18 protein-coding genes are annotated in these 17,535 nt (G+C 63.0%); 6 read left to right on the top strand and 12 right to left on the bottom strand.

All coding sequences use genetic code 11. From position 1 onward, the window contains the following. The first annotated feature begins 59 nt into the window (after positions 1-59). The 3 genes from rpsO (at position 60) to AC1DYO_RS13790 (ending at position 3,967) form a co-directional block, all read left to right on the top strand. Positions 60-434 (top strand): 30S ribosomal protein S15, encoded by a 375-nt coding sequence (gene rpsO, locus AC1DYO_RS13780; RefSeq protein WP_280790898.1) that lies wholly within the window; start codon positions 60-62, stop codon positions 432-434. Positions 435-713: 279 nt separating this feature from the next. Then, entirely contained in the window at positions 714-2,861 is a 2,148-nt protein-coding gene (gene pnp / locus AC1DYO_RS13785) for a polyribonucleotide nucleotidyltransferase (RefSeq protein ID WP_181056310.1), read from the top strand. A gap of 92 nt (positions 2,862-2,953) precedes the next feature. Next, the gene (locus AC1DYO_RS13790; protein WP_477264006.1) at positions 2,954-3,967 is read left to right on the top strand and encodes a class I SAM-dependent methyltransferase; all 1,014 of its coding nucleotides are present in this window, start codon (positions 2,954-2,956) and stop codon (positions 3,965-3,967) included. Positions 3,968-3,980: 13 nt separating this feature from the next. Here the strand turns inward: AC1DYO_RS13790 and AC1DYO_RS13795 are convergent, their stop codons facing one another. The 4 genes from AC1DYO_RS13795 to fabA all read right to left on the bottom strand — a co-directional run bounded on the left by AC1DYO_RS13795 (position 3,981) and on the right by fabA (position 8,533). Next, positions 3,981-5,534 carry a putative bifunctional diguanylate cyclase/phosphodiesterase gene (locus AC1DYO_RS13795; protein ID WP_477264008.1) on the bottom strand — a complete coding sequence of 518 codons (1,554 nt, stop codon included), beginning with the start codon at positions 5,532-5,534 and terminating at the stop codon, positions 3,981-3,983. A gap of 310 nt (positions 5,535-5,844) precedes the next feature. Continuing rightward, complete coding sequence (gene fabI, locus AC1DYO_RS13800; protein ID WP_181056307.1) at positions 5,845-6,657, bottom strand: enoyl-ACP reductase FabI; 813 nt, start codon at positions 6,655-6,657, stop codon at positions 5,845-5,847. 13 nt (positions 6,658-6,670) lie between these two features. Then, positions 6,671-7,891: a beta-ketoacyl-ACP synthase I gene (fabB, locus tag AC1DYO_RS13805; protein WP_181056306.1), complete on the bottom strand. Its 1,221-nt coding sequence runs from the start codon at positions 7,889-7,891 to the stop codon at positions 6,671-6,673. 126 nt (positions 7,892-8,017) lie between these two features. Beyond that, on the bottom strand, positions 8,018-8,533 hold the full coding sequence (gene fabA, locus AC1DYO_RS13810; protein WP_023669566.1) for a 3-hydroxyacyl-[acyl-carrier-protein] dehydratase FabA: 516 nt from the start codon (positions 8,531-8,533) through the stop codon (positions 8,018-8,020). 347 nt (positions 8,534-8,880) lie between these two features. Between fabA and irrA the strand changes: the two genes are divergently transcribed. After that, the gene (irrA, locus tag AC1DYO_RS13815) at positions 8,881-9,312 is read left to right on the top strand and encodes an iron response transcriptional regulator IrrA (RefSeq protein ID WP_477264011.1); all 432 of its coding nucleotides are present in this window, start codon (positions 8,881-8,883) and stop codon (positions 9,310-9,312) included. Between the two features lie 11 nt (positions 9,313-9,323). Further along, a complete protein-coding gene (locus AC1DYO_RS13820) occupies positions 9,324-9,683 on the top strand; it encodes a DUF4260 domain-containing protein (protein WP_477264013.1) in 360 nt (119 codons plus the stop codon). Between the two features lie 28 nt (positions 9,684-9,711). On the opposite strand, the gene AC1DYO_RS13825 is transcribed toward AC1DYO_RS13820, so the two are convergent. Beyond that, positions 9,712-10,269: an SH3 domain-containing protein gene (locus AC1DYO_RS13825; protein ID WP_477264015.1), complete on the bottom strand. Its 558-nt coding sequence runs from the start codon at positions 10,267-10,269 to the stop codon at positions 9,712-9,714. Between the two features lie 157 nt (positions 10,270-10,426). On the opposite strand from AC1DYO_RS13825, the gene AC1DYO_RS13830 reads away from it, so the two are divergent. Beyond that, positions 10,427-11,428: a 2-hydroxyacid dehydrogenase gene (locus tag AC1DYO_RS13830; protein ID WP_477264017.1), complete on the top strand. Its 1,002-nt coding sequence runs from the start codon at positions 10,427-10,429 to the stop codon at positions 11,426-11,428. A 15-nt stretch (positions 11,429-11,443) separates the two neighbouring features. Here the strand turns inward: AC1DYO_RS13830 and AC1DYO_RS13835 are convergent, their stop codons facing one another. Genes AC1DYO_RS13835 through dnaN form a run of 7 tightly spaced genes read right to left on the bottom strand, consistent with a single transcriptional unit; the run spans position 11,444 to position 17,309 of the window. After that, complete coding sequence (locus tag AC1DYO_RS13835) at positions 11,444-12,022, bottom strand: N-acetyltransferase family protein (protein WP_477264019.1); 579 nt, start codon at positions 12,020-12,022, stop codon at positions 11,444-11,446. After that, complete coding sequence (locus AC1DYO_RS13840; RefSeq protein WP_477264021.1) at positions 12,019-12,459, bottom strand: aconitase X swivel domain-containing protein; 441 nt, start codon at positions 12,457-12,459, stop codon at positions 12,019-12,021. The genes AC1DYO_RS13835 and AC1DYO_RS13840 overlap by 4 nt, the downstream gene beginning before the upstream one ends. Then, positions 12,456-13,709 (bottom strand): aconitase X, encoded by a 1,254-nt coding sequence (locus AC1DYO_RS13845; RefSeq protein ID WP_477264023.1) that lies wholly within the window; start codon positions 13,707-13,709, stop codon positions 12,456-12,458. Before AC1DYO_RS13845 ends, AC1DYO_RS13840 begins: the two co-directional genes overlap by 4 nt. Beyond that, positions 13,706-14,194 (bottom strand): GNAT family N-acetyltransferase, encoded by a 489-nt coding sequence (locus tag AC1DYO_RS13850; protein WP_477264025.1) that lies wholly within the window; start codon positions 14,192-14,194, stop codon positions 13,706-13,708. The genes AC1DYO_RS13845 and AC1DYO_RS13850 overlap by 4 nt, the downstream gene beginning before the upstream one ends. A 4-nt stretch (positions 14,195-14,198) precedes the next feature. Further along, a complete protein-coding gene (locus tag AC1DYO_RS13855) occupies positions 14,199-14,954 on the bottom strand; it encodes a molybdopterin-synthase adenylyltransferase MoeB (RefSeq protein WP_477264027.1) in 756 nt (251 codons plus the stop codon). 31 nt (positions 14,955-14,985) lie between these two features. Continuing rightward, complete coding sequence (recF, locus tag AC1DYO_RS13860; RefSeq protein ID WP_477264029.1) at positions 14,986-16,131, bottom strand: DNA replication/repair protein RecF; 1,146 nt, start codon at positions 16,129-16,131, stop codon at positions 14,986-14,988. Between the two features lie 59 nt (positions 16,132-16,190). Next, entirely contained in the window at positions 16,191-17,309 is a 1,119-nt protein-coding gene (gene dnaN, locus AC1DYO_RS13865) for a DNA polymerase III subunit beta (RefSeq protein ID WP_023669575.1), read from the bottom strand. Positions 17,310-17,535 lie beyond the last annotated feature (226 nt).

Consider the following 17,535-nt stretch of genomic DNA (forward strand, 5'->3'; position numbering starts at 1 on the left):
AAACCTGCGACAAGCCGGCTTTATGAATTGGGCTGGTGTTTTCCGGGGAATTGCCCTATATGCGCCGCAGCATCGCGCCATGTCGCTTTGCTTGCACCGGCCCCTGCTGGACGACATCCCGGCTGAGGGCGACCCGTTTCCTCAAACAGATAAGGAAAAACACGATGTCGATTACTGCCGAGCGCAAACAGGAATTGATGGGTGAATTCGCAACCGCCAAGGGCGATACCGGGTCTCCGGAAGTCCAGGTGGCCATCCTTTCCGAGCGCATCAAGAACCTGACCGACCACTTCAAGGACCACAAGAAGGATAACCATTCCCGCCGTGGTCTGCTCGCTCTCGTCTCCCAGCGCCGCAGCCTGCTTGATTATCTCAAGCGCAAGGATGACGCGCGCTATCAGACGTTGATCGAGAAGCTCGGTCTGCGCCGTTGACGAATTGACCGGCGGGCTTTCGAAGGAGAGTCCGCCGGTCGCGCATTCTGCCAGTCGCATCGATTGGCCAGACCCGGTTTCGAGCGTGCAGAGGGCCACTCGAAACCGCCCATGGACGGTCATGGGGCAGGATTGCAGGACGCTCGTGCGCTTATCCAGCGCCGAAATTACCCGAGCTTCCCGTTGTCTTGCCCGTGGCTGCCCGAGAAAGGAAGCCAGGGAAAGGGCATCCGCGCACCGTGAAACGGCGCGGCCCTTTCCGCTTATTAAGGACAAGACATGTTCAACTACCACAAAGTGGAAATCGAATGGGGCGGCCGTCCGCTCATCCTGGAAACCGGCAAGATCGCCCGTCAGGCTGACGGCGCGGTGCTCGCGACCTACGGCGAAACCAAGGTTCTCGCCACCGTCGTTTCGATGAAGGAGCCGAAGCCAGGTCTCGATTTCTTCCCGCTGACCGTCAACTACCAGGAAAAGACCTACGCCGCCGGCAAGATCCCGGGCGGCTATTTCAAGCGCGAAGGCCGTCCGAGCGAAAAGGAAACGCTGGTTTCCCGCCTGATCGACCGCCCGATCCGCCCGCTCTTCGCCGACGGCTACAAGAACGACACCCAGATCGTCGTCACCGTCGTCCAGCATGACCTCGAAAACGATCCGGACATCCTGTCGATCGTTGCCACCTCGGCCGCTCTGACGCTCTCCGGTGTTCCCTTCATGGGCCCGGTCGGCGGCGCTCGCGTCGGTTACATCAACGGCGAATATGTGCTCAACCCGCATGTCGACGAGATGCAGGAATCCAAGCTCGACCTCGTTGTCGCCGGCACCGCCGACGCCGTTCTGATGGTTGAGTCCGAAGCCAAGGAACTTGGCGAAGAGCTGATGCTCGGCGCCGTCATGTTCGGCCACAAGGGCTTCCAGCCGGTCATCGACGCCATCATCAAGTTGGCCGAAGTTGCCGCCAAGGAGCCGCGCGATTTCACTGCGCCGGATTATTCCGCGCTTGAAGCCGAAATGCTGAAGATCGTCGGCGACGAGCTCAGCAATGCCTACAAGAATGTCGACAAGCAGAAGCGCTACGCCGCCGTCGACGCCGTGAAGGCGAAGGTCAAGGCAGCATTTGCCCCGGCCGAAGGCGAGGACGCCAAGTACACCTCCGAGCAGATCGGTTCGGTGTTCAAGGAACTCCAGGCCAAGGTCGTGCGCTGGAACATCCTCGACACCGGCTCGCGCATCGATGGCCGCGACCTGAAGACGGTTCGCAAGATCGTCTCGGAAGTCGGCGTCCTGCCGCGCACCCACGGTTCGGCGCTATTCACCCGCGGCGAGACCCAGGCGCTGGTGGTTGCCACGCTCGGCACCGGCGAGGACGAGCAGTATGTCGATTCGCTGACCGGCATGTACAAGGAGAAGTTCCTCCTTCACTACAACTTCCCTCCCTACTCCGTCGGTGAGACCGGCCGCATGGGTTCGCCGGGCCGCCGCGAAATCGGCCACGGCAAGCTCGCCTGGCGCGCCATCCGCCCGATGCTGCCGAGCGCGGACCAGTTCCCCTACACGCTGCGCGTCGTCTCGGAGATCACCGAGTCCAACGGCTCGTCGTCGATGGCCACCGTCTGCGGCACCTCGCTGGCGCTGATGGATGCCGGCGTTCCGCTGGCTAAGCCCGTCGCCGGTATCGCCATGGGCCTGATCAAGGAAGGCGAGCGCTTCGCGGTTCTGTCCGACATCCTGGGTGACGAAGATCACCTCGGCGACATGGACTTCAAGGTCGCCGGCACCGCCAACGGCATCACCTCGCTGCAGATGGACATCAAGATCGAAGGCATCACCGAGGAGATCATGAAGATCGCGCTGGACCAGGCCAAGGATGGCCGCCAGCATATCCTCGGCGAAATGGCGCATGCTCTGACCGGCGCCCGCCCCGAACTCGGCGAGTTCGCACCGCGCATCGAGGTCATGCACATCCCGACCGACAAGATCCGCGACGTTATCGGCTCGGGCGGCAAGGTTATCCGCGAGATCGTCGAGAAGACCGGCGCCAAGATCAACATCGAGGACGACGGCACGGTCAAGATCGCTTCGTCGAACGCCAAGGAAATCGAGGCGGCCAAGAAGTGGATCCACACCATCGTCGCCGAGCCGGAAGTCGGTGAGATCTACGAAGGCACGGTCGTCAAGACCGCCGACTTCGGCGCTTTCGTCAACTTCTTCGGTCCGCGTGACGGCCTCGTCCACATCTCGCAGCTTGCCAACGACCGGGTCGCCAAGACCTCGGACGTCGTCAAGGAAGGCGACAAGGTCTGGGTCAAGCTGATGGGCTTCGACGAGCGCGGCAAGGTCCGCCTGTCGATGAAGGTCGTCGACCAGGCCACCGGCAAGGAAATCGCCCGCGACAAGAAGGCCGAAGGCGAAGAAAACGCCGCCTGAGCGGTCTGACAGCGAAATTGAAACGGGCGCGGCACATGTCGCGCCCGCTTTCGTTTGAGACCCGTTTTTGTTTCAGGGCATGAGATCGAAGAATGGCCGTTGAGCCGCTGAAGACACTGTTCCACCCCTTCGAGGCCGAGGCGCTCGCTGCGCCGCAAAAGGGCGAGCGTGTGCTGTTCCTGGGTGCGGAACCCGGCTTCCGCTTGCCTGAAGGTTTCGAGGCAGCGCTCCATCCGGTGCAAGGTTTCCGGCCGCATTTCCGCATACTGGAGCGTGCCGGCCACAAGGTGACGCCGCGTCCTGACGGCGATGCATTCGATGCAGCCCTCGTCCTTGTTGGCCGCCATCGCGGCCAGAACGAGATGCGCATAGCCGAGGCGATCGAACGCGTCGCACCTGGGGGGCTGATCGTCGTCGCCGGTGGAAAGGAGGACGGCATCGACAGCTTGCGCAAGCGCATCGACGAGCTTGTCCCGCTCGAAGGGCATCTGCCGAAACATCACGGCATTGCCTTCTGGCTTCGCCGTCCTGTCGATCTGGCCGCTGCGGAAAAACTCCGGACCGCCAATCCTGCCGCGCTGATCGAAGGCCGTTTCCGCACCGCGCCCGGCATGTTTTCCTTCGACCGCGTCGATGCCGGCTCAAAACTTCTGGTCGATAACCTGCCCAAAGATTTGCGCGGCAACATCGCCGATTTCTGCGCCGGCTGGGGTTATGTTGCGGCCGAGGTCGCAGCCCGCTCACCTGGTCTGACGGGGCTCGACCTCTACGAAGCGGATTTCGACGCGCTTGAGGCCGCCAAAAGCAATATCGGCCAGACGGCTTTCGAGCCCGGCTTCTTCTGGATCGATCTGCTGAGCGAGCCGGTCGAGCGCCGCTACGACGCTATCGTCATGAACCCGCCCTTCCATCGCAGCCGGGCGGCCGAGCCGGAAATTGGCGCCGGCATGATCCAGGCGGCGGGCAAGGCGCTGAAGCCGGGCGGGCGGCTGTTCATGGTGGCAAACCGCCAGCTGCCTTATGAGCCGGTTCTGAAGGCTGTCTTCTCCAGCCATGCCGAGATCGCCCGCGACAGCATGTTCAAGGTCTTTTCCTCACGCCGCTAGACGCGAGGCCGCCTCAATGCATGCTGACGATGCGCGCCGGCTCGTGGACGGGAATGGTCGCTCTGATCTCGCCGGGCTTGATCTTGAGCGGCGCCGGCCTGCCGAACAGATAGCCTTGCACCATCTCGCAGCCGGCGGCCCTCAAAAGCGTCGCCTGGTTCTCGGTCTCGACGCCTTCGGCGATAATGCCGACACCAAGCGCCCGTGACAGGCCGACGATGGTGGAGACGACGGCACCCGAATTGGAATCGGTGTCCATGCGGCTGACGAAGGAGCGGTCGATCTTCAGCTTGCCGAAGGCGAAGTCGATCAGATAGCTCAGATTAGAATAGCCGGTGCCGAAATCGTCGACGGCCACCGAAATGCCCATGTCGGCAAGCTGCTGCAGGATGATGGCGGCGCGGTCGCGGTCCTGCATCATCGCCGTCTCGGTCAGTTCGAGCTCCAGTCGTGACGGCTTGATGCCAGTACTGGCCATCGTGTCACGCACGATGCCGACGAAATCCTTGGTCATGAACTGGACCGGCGAAATGTTGACGGCCACGAAGCAGTCCTCGGGCAAATGGCGGGCGTCGCTGCAGGCCTTATGCAGCACCCAATTGCCGATCGGGTGGATCATGCCGGTCTCTTCGGCGATCGGAATGAACTCCATTGGCGGGATCATGCCGCGTTCGGGATGCTTCCAGCGGATCAGCGCCTCGTAGCCGACGATGCGGCCGCTCGGCAGGTCGAGCTGCGGCTGATAGTGGAGGTCGAAATCGCCACGGTCAAAGGCGATGTGCAATTCGGATTCGATCCAGTGGCGGTAGTCGGCGACCTGGCCCATGTCGGAATGAAAGACCGACCAGTTGCCCACCCCGCCGGCGCGGGCATTCTGCAGCGCCAGGTTGGAGCGGCGCAGGACGAGGACCGGATCGACGCCGTCCTTCGGCATCGCCACGATGCCCACCGACAGGCCGACCGATTGCAGGTGGGATTCGAGCTGATAGGGCTTCAGCATCTCCTCGATCAGGGTTTCGACAGTGGCTTCCATCGATCCCTGGATCTCATGCTCCGAGACGAGGATGGCGAATTCGCCGGCGCCGATGCGCCCCATCACCGTGCCCTCGGGCATGCAGGCCCTCAGCCGCTTGGTAAAGGCGCGGATCAGTTCGTCGCCATGGCTGTAGCCGATGGCGTCGTTGATCTGCTTGAAGCGGTCGATGTCGATATCGATGAGGAACACCGGCTCGCCGGTCTTGATCGTCGCCGACGCCGCGTCGGCAACCTTGCCAACCATGGCCGGCCGCGCCAAAAGCCCGGTCAGCTTGTCGAAATGGGTTTCGTTGAAGACGTAGTCCACCGATTCATCAACGCCGGCGAAGAAGGACAGGGCCGCACCGGCGGCGGCCAGCGCGCACAAGGCCGACGCGATGCCGACCATGGTTCCCGCCTGCATGCCGGCAAAGCCGTCACCGAAACCGAACTGGAGACCCCACAGCCCGAGAATGAAACTGCCAAGCCCCGAGGCGGCGACGGTGAGCAGCCGGAACACAGGCGTTCGCTTCGGGTTGCTGACAGCAGGCATTGCTCAGTCCCAGTTGCATGATTCCAAAAAACCAACTCGACTTTCCGGAAAGATCACACGCAAATTCATAGATCCTAAAGCATCTTTTGCGCCCAGCAAGAACGCGCAGTGCCCTAGCCATAGGACTTATAGCGGATATCTCCTTAAAATGAGTTTCCGCCAATGCATCTAATTTTACTGGAAGAACTAGAGCATAATCCCGAAAAGCGGTCTCGGGTTTTCTCGGAAAAACGGGAACCGTTTGTCCAGAGATCATGCTTAACCAAAAGAGATAAAGCCCAATCCCGATTTCATTGGGATGGAACGGGATCTAATCGCGTCCGCTGTCGGTCTGCTTCAACTCATCCAGTGTTGGCATGGACACGATGTGATAGCCGGAATCGACATAATGGATCTCGCCGGTGACGCCTGACGAGAGGTCCGACAAAAGATAGAGCGCCGAGCCGCCGACCTCGTCGATGGTCACGGTGCGGCGCAGCGGCGAGTTGCGCTGCTGGTAGGAATACATGTGCCGCGCATCCGAAATCCCCGCGCCGGCCAGCGTGCGCACCGGCCCCGCGGAGATGCCGTTCACCCTGATGCCGCGCGGGCCGTAATCATTGGCAAGATAGCGCACGCTGGCTTCCAGCCCGGCCTTGGCGACGCCCATGACGTTGTAGTTTGGCATGACGCGGACAGAGCCGGCATAGGTCAGCGTGATCATCGCGCCGCCGTCGCTCATCAGCGGGGCGGCGTGGCGGGCGATCTCGGTGAAGGAATAGCAGGAGATCACCATGGTGCGGACGAAGTTGTCGCGGCTGGTGTCGGCGTAGAGCCCCTTGAGCTCGTTCTTGTCGGAAAAGCCGATGGCGTGGACGACGAAGTCGAGCCCACCCCATTCCTTGCCGAGTGTCTCGAAGGTGGCCGCGACCGACGCGCTGTCCTCGACGTCGCATGGCACGACCAGCGACGCCCCGAGCTTCTCGGCGAGCGGCTTGACGCGGCGCCCGAAGGCATCGCCCTGATAGGTGAAGGCGAGGTCCGCGCCATGCTCGGACAATTTCTTGGCGATGCCCCAGGCGATCGAATGATCGTTGGCGACGCCCATGACAAGCCCGCGCTTGCCCTTCATCAGTCCGTCCATGCCCGGCAAATCCTTATGCGGAATAGCGCTGGAAAATCAGCGTTGCGTTGGTGCCACCGAAACCGAACGAATTGGACAAAACCGTGTCGATCCTGGCGTCGTCGATGCGCTTGCGCACGATCGGCATGCCCTCGAATTCGGGATCGAGGTTTTCGATATGGGCGCTTTCGCCGATGAAGCCGCCTTGCATCATCAGGATCGAGTAGATCGATTCCTGCACGCCGGCCGCGCCCAGCGAATGGCCGGTCAGCGACTTGGTCGAGGTGATGAACGGCATCTTGTCGCCGAACACCTCGCGGATGGCGCCCATCTCCTTGGAATCGCCGACCGGCGTCGAGGTGCCGTGGGTGTTGATGTAGTCGACGGGCGTGGACACCGTCGCCAGCGCCTGGCGCATGCAGCGCACCGCGCCTTCGCCCGAAGGCGCCACCATGTCGTAGCCATCCGACGTCGCGCCATAGCCGACGATCTCGGCATAGATCTTGGCGCCGCGTGCCTTGGCGTGTTCGAGTTCCTCCAGAATGAGGACGCCCGCGCCGCCGGCGATGACGAAGCCATCGCGATTGGCGTCATAGGCGCGAGACGCTGTCGACGCCTTGTCGTTATACTTCGACGACATGGCGCCCATGGCGTCGAACAGGTCCGACATCGTCCAGTCGAGGTCTTCATGGCCGCCGGCAAACATCACGTCCTGCTTGCCCCACTGGATCAGTTCGTAGGCATTGCCGATGCAATGCGCCGAGGTCGAGCAGGCCGACGAGATCGAATAGTTGACGCCGTGGATCTTGAACCATGTAGCGAGCGTCGCAGACGCGGTCGACGACATCGCTTTCGGCACCGCGAACGGGCCGATGCGCTTGGGGCTGTTGTTCTTGAGCGTGATCTCGGCCGCCTCGACGATGGTGCGGGTCGAGGGACCGCCCGAGCCCATGACGATGCCGGTGCGCTCATTGGTGATGTCGCTTTCGCCAAGCCCTGCGTCGGCGATCGCCTGGTCCATTGCGACATGGTTCCAGGCAGCGCCCTGGCTCAGGAAGCGCATGGCGCGGCGGTCGATCATGGCCGACGGATCAAGCGTCGGCGCGCCCCAGACCTGGCAGCGGAAGCCGTGTTCGGCGAAGGAATTGGAGAAGCTGATGCCGGATTTGGCATCGTAGAGCGAGGATTGCACCTCGTTGGCATTGTTGCCGATCGACGATACGATGCCGAGGCCTGTGACGACGACCCTTCTCATTCGCAACTCCTTCCAGCGGATGATCCCGAAACCGTAGTCGGTTTTCGCCGGCGATCATACGCAAAATCAAAGTGCTGCAGCGTCATTGCGCGTCTCAGGAGAAACGCCCTGCTGCAGTGGCGCCGGTCAGGCGGCCGATTGCTTGGACAGCCCCACCTTGAGGTCTGTCGCAGCGTATATGGGTTCGCCGTCGGCCTTAAGCCAGCCATCGGCGATGCCGAGCACCAGGCGCCCGCGCATGACGCGCTTGAAATCGATGCCGTATTCCACCTTCTTGACCGATGGCGTCACCATGCCCTTGAACTTCACTTCGCCGGTCGACAGCGCCATGCCCTTGCCTGGTTCGCCGAGCCAGCCGAGATAGAACCCCGTCAACTGCCACATGGCGTCGAGGCCGAGGCACCCCGGCATGATCGGATTGCCGATGAAATGGCAGGCGAAGAACCACAGGTCCGGCTTGATGTCGAATTCGGCGCGGATGAAGCCCTTGTCGTGGGCGCCGCCGGTCTCGCTGATTTCGGTGATGCGGTCGAACATCAGCATCGGCGGGTAGGGCAACTGGGCATTGCCCGGCCCGAACAGCTCGCCGCGGGCGCAGGCAAGCAATTCCTCATAACCGTAGCTGGATTTCGAACCCGCCATATGTCTCTTCCCCATAATCATCCCGGGCGGTGGGGCGCCCTTGTCGTTGGTTTCCTAACACAATCCCTTTCGGGCCGGAAACCGGCGTTTGCGCTTAACCCGCCCGTCTGCCCGGGTCAATGCGCGCTCTCGCATCGGCCCGGAAATCGATTTCGATTTCCGGAAAGCACGATGCGACGCCAAAAAAGTGATAGAGCGCACTTAGTGCGTCCAACTGGACGCACGTCGCTCTATTGATCGTATTCGGCCAACAGAATATATGTCGCGAGGTATCCAGTTTCGGCCGATGACGTTTTTTCGCCACTCTGGGCGTGTCTTGAGGCAGAACTGTGGGCTTGGACGGATAGATGGATCTGGGCTGCCGGAAGGAAAATGTCGCTGTGGACAAGCGGGTTCGCGAAGCCGGCCTGAGGCCGACACGCCAGCGCATTGCGCTGGCCGATCTGCTGTTTGCCAAGGGCGACCGCCACCTTTCGGCCGAGGAACTGCATGAGGAGGCGGTCGCCGCCGGCGTGCCGGTCTCGCTCGCCACCGTCTACAACGCGCTTCACCAGTTCACCCAGGCCGGCCTGCTGCGCATCCTGGCGGTCGAGGGGTCGAAGACCTATTTCGACACCAACACCTCCGATCACCATCATTTCTACATCGAAGGCGAAAACCGGATCTTCGACATAGAAAGCGGTCCGGTGACCGTCTCCAACCTGCCGGAGCCACCCGCAGGCATGGAGATCGCCAATGTCGACATCGTGGTTCGGCTGCGCCCGAAGCGCGGCGTGTGAATAGCAATTCGATGAAACCTGTGGATCTGGCGGTCCGGCTCGAATGGGCCGCTGTCGCCGTAGTGGCTATCGTCCTTTACGCGCTGTCGGGTGCATCCTGGTGGCTGTTTGCCCTGCTCATCCTGGCGCCTGACCTGTCGATGCTGGGTTATCTCGCCGGGCCGCGCGTCGGCGCCGTCGCTTATAACGCGTTGCACATATTGATCGTCCCGCTGCTGCTGGCGCTCGGTGGATATGTGCTTGGCAAGTCGATGGCGACCGCTATCGCGCTGATCTGGATTATCCACATCGCCATCGACCGCGCTCTCGGCTATGGCCTCAAGCTGTCGAGCGGTTTTCAGGATACCCATCTCGGCCGTATCGGCCGTTAGGCCATGATCCCAGAGGTCGGCCTCAGGATCAGTTCTTGACGCGCTCGCCGGGATAGGCGCCCCAGACCTGCGACTGGGCGATCCAGCCGGTGTGGCCGTCGAAGGTCATCTCGCACCACTGGCCATCGCAGGTTTTGATCGTGCCCGTCACGCCCGGCTCGATGATGGCGATGACGCTGGCGTCCTTGTCCGCATCGTCGAGCAGATTGATTCGGCCACCTTTGCTGCGCTGCCAGGGCGCGACGATCGCGGTGCGGCGGCCCGACAGCAGCGATTGGTTGATCCAGCCCTCCGAGCCATCGGCGTCGCGCACGCGCCGCCAGGTGTCGAATTCCTGGATGATTTCCATAGGCAGGCCGGCCTTGGTGTACATCCAGTCGACTGAATAGTTGGCGCCGGGGCCGACGCGCGAGTTGACGCGGGCCGATTTCAGGCTGACGAAGCGCGGCAGCGGCAGGCCGCTTGGACCGAGCGTCACCGTCTGTACAGGTGCGGCAGCACCTTGCGCCGCGGCTTGCGGGGAATGCAGGAGAGCGCCGAGAAGCGCTGCGCTGAGGATCAGGCGAAGCGACGCGAAACCAGACACTTTCATTCCTTTCAGCGCGTGCCTGTTGGCCTGGGCGCCCCTTTTTCTTTGTCTTCGGCGGCACCGCTTGTTACAGGAGTGGCAGGCACCGCGACCGGTATTCAGTTTCGCCTGTCTTGGTTAAAGAGGTCTCAACGAGATCGGGTTCGAGGAAACAATGGCAGGCAAAAAACGGCCTCTCGTCGTCATCACGCGCAAACTCCCCGATCTGGTCGAGACCCGCATGCGCGAACTCTTCGATGCTAGGCTGAATGTCGAGGATCGGCCGATGACGCAGCCGGAGCTGGTCGCGGCGGTCAAGGAAGCCGACGTGCTGGTGCCGACCATCACCGACCAGATCGACGCCGCGTTGATCGCCCAGGCCGGCGACAATCTCAAGCTGATCGCCAATTTCGGCAATGGTGTCGACAAGATCGACGTGGAGGCGGCAGCCAAGAAAGGCATCACCGTCACCAACACGCCGAACGTACTGACTGAAGACACCGCCGACATGACCATGGCGCTGATGCTGGCAGTGCCGCGTCGTCTGGCGGAAGGCGCAAACGTGCTGACCAGTGACAAGAAATGGGCCGGCTGGTCGCCGACCTGGATGCTCGGACGGCGCATCTGGGGCAAGCGCCTCGGCATCGTCGGCATGGGCCGAATCGGCACCGCGGTTGCGAGACGCGCCAAGGCCTTCGGCCTGTCGATCCACTATCACAACCGCCATCGCGTGCTGCCGGAAGTCGAGGAAGGGCTGGAGGCAACCTATTGGGAAAGCCTCGACCAGATGCTTGCCCGCATGGACATCATCTCGGTCAATTGCCCGTCGACACCGGCCACCTTTCATTTGCTGTCAGCGCGGCGGCTGGCGCTGATGCAGCCCACAGCTTACATCGTAAACACCGCGCGCGGCGACATCATCGACGAGGAGTCTCTGGTCAAGCTGATCCAGGACGGCAAGATCGCTGGCGCCGGCCTCGACGTCTACGAGCACGAGCCGGCGCTGAACAGCAAGCTTTTGAAGCTCGCCGCCAAGAACAAGGTGGTGCTGTTGCCGCATATGGGCTCGGCGACGCTGGAGGGCCGCATCGACATGGGCGAGAAGGTGATCATCAACATCCGTGCCTTCTTCGACGGCCACCGTCCGCCGGATCGCGTACTGCCGCTGCGGACTTGAACCGTCTGAGTTAGACTAGAAGTCGCGCTTCATCATAACCCATTCGCCCGGTCCGCTCCTGCCACCATAGGCGATCCAGGGCAGACGGCCGGCAATGGAGAAGCCCAGTCTCTGGTAGACGGAAATTGCCGGAAGGTTGGTGTCTTCGACGACAAGACACAGCCCTTTCGCCCCAATATTCCGGGCCACCTCATCAGCATAATGGATCAGCTTTGCCGCAAGCCCCTTGCCGCGAAACTCCCCATAGACCGCGACGCCGAGAATAGACCAGTATCCGATCAGTCGCGTTTCCAGTGTCACGAGTGGCGCCAGAGCAGGCGAAATCTCGGCAGCGTAGTCCTCGTTTTGTGAAATCAGTTCCCCGACCAATCCACCGGCGATCACGCCCTCCACCTCGATGAGGTAGGCCTTGGAGAAATGATAGGGTGAATTCGGGTCTTCGGAGGCCGCGCGTCGTGCCGCATTCAGAACCGCGTGATCGTCGCCGCTGTTCTTGATCCAGCTTTCGAGGTCGATGCCGTGCCCGGCAATGTCAACGATCGCTGCGACGTGGAGTGCGTCGTTGGCGCCAGCGGGGCGGATCCGGTTGCTCACAGAGTTGGGCTCGAAGTGGTGTTTTGAGTATCGATGTCGATCGACCCTTCTAATCCAACATTCAGCCTTTTGCCTCGGAAACGTTCAAACTGGTCGCATCCGAGCCGCAAAGCCAGTGGCGTCTGCCAGCCCATTTCCCGGGCCACGATCAGCCCCAGCAGCAGGATCGCGTCCGGCTCGTGCAGCACGAGGGCCGCCGGCGCATGGCCATTGTGGACAAGCTCCAGCAGCACGGCCGACGCGGAGGACGAGCCGATCGTGCCTGGCAGGAACAGTACACGGCCGGCAATGCTCTCGCCATGCTGCGGGTGGCGGACATCGGCGATGCGGCCGTTCTTCGGATCGACGCCGCCCCAGAAGCTGATCGGCGCGGTCAGCACCAGGGCTGCGCCTTCACCGCTGCTGCCCGGCACCAGGATTTCCGCGGCGGCGCTCATGCGGCGATATCCGTAAAGCGTGGCTTACCGATGACGGCGCTTTCGACGCAGTCGGCCAGCGAGCCATAAAGCACGGCGTAGCCGGTATTGCCTGGCGCGTATTGCGCGAATTTTCCCGAATTGGTCATCAGCACACCGCCGGCAAGCTCCGGCAGGATCGGCGTCACCACCACGCAAGTGTCGGCGACGATGACGACGCCGCTTGCCTCGAGCGTCTTGCGGCGGCCGCTCTGTTCGAGCGTCGTGAGCACATGGCGGCCGGTGCAGGCGTAGATCGGTACACGGAGTCGCCGCCCGCTGATCAACTGCTCCAGCGCTTCGAATTCGGCCGAAGACAGGTGCGGACTGCCGATCGCCACCGCATCGATGGCGGTTTGCGTAGCTGCGGTGGACAGGCCCGCGCGGGCTTTGGCGACCATCTCCGGCGTGACGCGGATCACCGTTTCTGGCCTGCCGCCGGCCAGGATGGTCTCGGCGTCGGGCGCCTCAGGCGTCACGCCGGCAATGTGGAACAGGCCGACCGCGCCCGATGATGCCGCCGCAGCGCCAAAAGCTTTCAGCGCGTCTTCGCCGGGATGGCTGGATATTCCGGTAACGACGCCGACGGCATTGCCCACCTCGCGGCCATAGAGGCTGCCCAGCACCGGCCAGGCGGTCTCCGAGCCGAGGAAGGAGGCGGACAGGCCGGAGACATCGAACACCAGCCGCGCCTGCCGGTTCTCCGTGCGGTGCAGGCCGTAATCCGGCGCGCGGCCCGATATGGCGCAGGCGATGTCGAGGAAGTCGCCATAGCGGTTGGTGCGCGCGCCCAGCACCGAATTGCAGAACACCACCGCGTTCGATTCGCCCCATGCGACATCGCTGCCCTGGGCTGGCCTGTGGCCGGCCTGATAGGGCGCACAGGTCCAGCTCTGCTCGCAGCCCAGTTTGCGGTAGGCTTCCATCATCCGCCGCGCCATGCCGCGCGCCGGCTCTTCGAGACGCACGCGCGAACAGCCCATCAGGTCGAGCGCGCCGACATTCAGCGTCGAGCGTACCGCAACGCGCGCGCCGCCCTCGACCAGCCTTTCGGCAAACAACGTGCCGGAATCGCCGTGATAAAGCGCGCCGTCTATATGCGCCGAGGCGATCGGGATCAGCCGCGGTGCGCCGAGCAACCTGGCGCTTTCGGCAACGATGCGCATCGCCATCGCCACCCCATCCTGGCCGGCGGCGACTGCCTTCTCCTGCGGACTGAGAGCGAGGCTCACGCCAGCACCTTGCGCATGGTGATCGAGGTCGGCCGGTCATAGCCCTCATGTGCGGTGCGTTCGGTTTCGCGAAAGCCGAGACGGGCAAAGGTCGCGTGATTTGCCGAGAGTTCGATCCGCGTCTGCAGTTCGATGGCGGGTCTGTTGCGGCGGCGGGCAAAATCCTCGACAGCCTGCATCAACTGTCGGCCGATGCCTTGTCCCTGAAGCTCGGGTGCAACAGCGAGCTTGCCGACATAGAAATCATCTGTTCGCTCCAACGCGAAGACGCAGCCTTCAATCCGACCGTCCTGCAGCGCCAGCAACGCTATCTCCCGGCCGGCCTTGTCCCGGAGGTTTTCGACGTTCAGCAGATGCGCCGAGGAGGGCGGGTCGATGACGCCGTCCATCGGCGCAAAGGCGCGCTTGATCAGATTGAGCAGTTCGTCCCAACGTTCAAAGCCGGGGGCAAGTTGCGTTATGAAAACGCCGGCGGGCTGATCCATGCGCTCAGCTTCTCTTGTAACGGATCGTATCGAAGCGCGCCGACAGCGCATCGTAGAGCAGCAGCCGGCCGACCAGCGGTTCGCCGATGCCGGTGATCAGCTTGATCGCTTCCATCGCTTGCAGCGTGCCGACGACGCCGGTCAGCGCGCCGACGACGCCGGCAACGGCGCAGGACGGCACCAGCCCCTCCGGCGGCGCTTCCGGAAAGAGGTCGCGATAACCAGGGTTTGGCTTGCCGTCGGCGCCGGTCTCGAACGGTATCAACACCGTCACCGAGCCGTCGAAGCGGCCGACGGCAGCATGCACAAGCGGCCGCTTTTCCGCCGCGCAGGCATCGGCCACGACATAGCGCGTCTCGAAATTGTCGGAGCCGTCTACAACGATGTCGTAGCGCGCGATGAGCGCAGCGGCATTGTCGGCCGTCAGCCTGAAATCGTGCAGTTCCACCGCGACATGGGGATTGATCCGGGCGATCGTCGCCTTGGCGCTCCCGGTCTTCGCCGTGCCGATCGTGTCGGTGGCATGGATTACTTGCCGCTGCAGATTGGAGAGCGAGACGGTGTCGTCGTCGACGATGCCGAGCGTGCCGACGCCGGCGGCGGCTAGATATTCCAGCACCGGCGCGCCGAGCCCGCCGGCGCCGATGACCAGCACCCGGGCCCGCTTCAGCCTCTGCTGGCCGGCGCCGCCGATCTCGGGCAGCACGATGTGGCGCGCATAGCGCTCAAGCTCTTCGTCGGTGAAGGTGGCAGGGGTCATTGCCGGACCATATAGCGGGTAAAAAACCTTGTCAGGTCTCTTCGGTTGGCCCAACCGTGCCGTGGTCGACGGTGAGGAACTGCGCGCGTCCTCTAAGGCTGGAAAACAGCGCCGCGTCGGTTCCGGTCATGAAGGCCTGGCAATTCAGCTCTTCCAGGATCGAAAACAGCGCGGCGCGTCGGCCGGCGTCGAGATGCGCGGCGATCTCGTCGAGCAGCAGGATCGGCGTCATCCCCGACATCTCGCCGGTCAGCCTGGCATGCGACAGCACGATGCCGACCAGCAGCGCCTTCTGTTCGCCGGTCGAGCAGAGTTCGGCCGGCATTGCCTTGGGACGGTGGCGCACGAGAAGATCCGAACGGTGCGGACCATCCAGCGTGCGTCCGGCGGCGCGGTCGCGCTCGCGACCATCGGCAAGGGCGGCGCGATAGCGCTCCTCGACGTCCACCGCTGGCGCATTGGCGACTTGTTCTTCCAGGTCGCCGGAAAGACGGATGTCGGCCTGCGGAAACGGCCCGCTGCTGGGCAGCCTGTCGATCATGGCGGCAAGCAGGCGCACCAGTTCGGCGCGCGCCGCTGCGATCGCCACGCCGGTCTCGGCCATCTGCGTCTCGATAGCCTCGAACCAGGCGCCGTCGCGCGAGCCTTCCGTAAGCAACCGGTTACGTCCGCGCATCGCCTTCTCATAATCGAGGGCGCGCTGGCCGTGGCCGGGATCGATCGCCAGCACCAGCCGGTCGAGAAAGCGCCGCCGGTCGGCGGCGGGTCCCGGAAACAGGCCGTCCATGGCCGGCGTCAGCCAGACGACGCGCAGCCACTCCAGCATGGCGTCGGCCGACCGCGCCGGTGCACCATTGATCCGCACCTTGCGGCCGCCTTCGCCGGCGGCTTCGCCACCGGTGATGCCGGTGCCGATCTCGACCTGGCCATCGGGCCCGTCGAGCCGGGCGTGCAGCGCAAAGCCGCCATCGCCGCCTTCTCGGGCCACGTCGGCATAAGGCGCGCGGCGCAGGCCGCGGCCCGGCGTCAGCAGGGAGATAGCTTCCAGGAGATTGGTCTTGCCCGCACCATTGTCGCCGGAAAACACCACGGCGCCCGGAGAAAGGTCGATCGTCAGGGACGCATAGTTGCGGAAATTCGTAAGTGTTAGCTTACTTATATGGCTTTGCTCGGGCAACCGCTATCCGCCTGTAGAAGTCGCCGCAATCGTCACGCCGAAGGTTTGCCGCTGCGCGGCTACACCCGCATCGGCATCAGCACGTAGAGCGCGGTCTCGTCGGCCATGTCGTGGATCAGCGTCGGCGAGCCAGCATCGGCCAGCATGAACTTCGCTTCCGTGCCGGTCAGCTGCGCGGCGACGTCGAGCAGATATTTGGCGTTGAAGCCGATCTCGATCGGGTCGGACGAATAGTCGGCGGCCAGTTCCTCGGTGGCGCTGCCCGAATCCGGATTGTTCACCGCAAGCGTCACCTGGCCTTCGGTGATCGAAAGCTTCACCGCGCGGCCACGCTCGGAGGAGATGGTCGAGACGCGGTCGACGGCGGCAGCGAAACTCTGGCGGTCGATGATCAGTTTCTTGTCGTTGCCGGTCGGGATGACGCGCTGATAGTCCGGGAAAGTGCCGTCGATCAGCTTCGAGGTCAAAACCACGCTGCCGATGGTGAAGCGGATCTTGGTGTCGGACAATTCGGTGGTGACAGCGACATCGGGATCGTCGACCAGTTTCTGCAATTCGCTGACCGTCTTGCGCGGAATGATGATGCCCGGCATGCCTTCGGAACCCGCCGGGGCGTCGATTTCGGCGCGCGCCAGGCGATGGCCGTCGGTCGCGACCGAGCGCAGCTTCAGCTTGCCGCCGGTCTCATGCGTGTGCAGGTAGATGCCGTTCAGATAATAGCGCGTCTCTTCGGTGGAGATGGCGAACTGGGTCTTCTCGATCAGGCCTCTCAAGGCGACGGAATCGAGCCGGAAGATATGCGAGAACGACCCGGCCGAAAGCTCGGGGAAATCGGACTGCGGCAGGCATTGCAGGCGAAAGCTCGAGCGGCCCGACGTCACCGTCATGGCATTGCCGTCCTCGTCGGTCTTCAGCATCACCTCGGCGCCGTCGGCCAGTTTGCGCACGATGTCGTAGAGCAGGTGCGCCGGAACCGTCGTCGCCCCGCCGCGCTCGACCTTTGCGGGTGTCGCTTCGGTCACTTCGAGGTCCAGGTCGGTGGCTTTCATTTCAAGGCTGGCGCCCTCGGCGCTGAGTAGCACATTCGACAGGATCGGTATGGTGTTGCGCCGTTCGACCACGCGATGAACGTGGTTGAGCGACTTCAGGAGATTTGACCGTTCCAGGATAACACGCATGACGAAACAGGCTCGCTTGAATGAATGAACGGGTCACCAGTGGGCGGCGCCCCGCGAAAGGTCTGAACAGGCTCAGAATCTATGCAAACTGACAGGAAAAAGCCGTTAAACGCAAGCCCGCGCCACCGGTTCACGCCGGTTACGCGGGCTTTCTGGGGATAAAGCAGGCAATGGTCGTCAACCGGTGCATGTCGCCCAAAAGTGCGCGGCGGTTTTGGGACAACGA

The sequence above is a fragment of the Mesorhizobium sp. P2_F5 genome (assembly GCF_056403715.1).

What these genes read in the sequence shown, in the direction of transcription:
- AC1DYO_RS13830 (WP_477264017.1), top strand. Translation starts at nt 10,427, where the DNA reads ATGGCAGGCAAAAAACGGCCTCTCGTCGTCATCACGCGCAAACTCCCC.
- fabA (WP_023669566.1), bottom strand. Translation starts at nt 8,533, where the DNA reads ATGGCGGGTTCGAAATCCAGCTACGGTTATGAGGAATTGCTTGCCTGC.
- AC1DYO_RS13820 (WP_477264013.1), top strand. Translation starts at nt 9,324, where the DNA reads ATGAAACCTGTGGATCTGGCGGTCCGGCTCGAATGGGCCGCTGTCGCC.
- AC1DYO_RS13790 (WP_477264006.1), top strand. Translation starts at nt 2,954, where the DNA reads ATGGCCGTTGAGCCGCTGAAGACACTGTTCCACCCCTTCGAGGCCGAG.
- AC1DYO_RS13850 (WP_477264025.1), bottom strand. Translation starts at nt 14,194, where the DNA reads ATGGATCAGCCCGCCGGCGTTTTCATAACGCAACTTGCCCCCGGCTTT.
- pnp (WP_181056310.1), top strand. Translation starts at nt 714, where the DNA reads ATGTTCAACTACCACAAAGTGGAAATCGAATGGGGCGGCCGTCCGCTC.
- dnaN (WP_023669575.1), bottom strand. Translation starts at nt 17,309, where the DNA reads ATGCGTGTTATCCTGGAACGGTCAAATCTCCTGAAGTCGCTCAACCAC.
- fabI (WP_181056307.1), bottom strand. Translation starts at nt 6,657, where the DNA reads ATGGACGGACTGATGAAGGGCAAGCGCGGGCTTGTCATGGGCGTCGCC.
- rpsO (WP_280790898.1), top strand. Translation starts at nt 60, where the DNA reads ATGCGCCGCAGCATCGCGCCATGTCGCTTTGCTTGCACCGGCCCCTGC.
- AC1DYO_RS13795 (WP_477264008.1), bottom strand. Translation starts at nt 5,534, where the DNA reads ATGCCTGCTGTCAGCAACCCGAAGCGAACGCCTGTGTTCCGGCTGCTC.
- fabB (WP_181056306.1), bottom strand. Translation starts at nt 7,891, where the DNA reads ATGAGAAGGGTCGTCGTCACAGGCCTCGGCATCGTATCGTCGATCGGC.
- irrA (WP_477264011.1), top strand. Translation starts at nt 8,881, where the DNA reads ATGGATCTGGGCTGCCGGAAGGAAAATGTCGCTGTGGACAAGCGGGTT.
- AC1DYO_RS13840 (WP_477264021.1), bottom strand. Translation starts at nt 12,459, where the DNA reads ATGAGCGCCGCCGCGGAAATCCTGGTGCCGGGCAGCAGCGGTGAAGGC.
- AC1DYO_RS13855 (WP_477264027.1), bottom strand. Translation starts at nt 14,954, where the DNA reads ATGACCCCTGCCACCTTCACCGACGAAGAGCTTGAGCGCTATGCGCGC.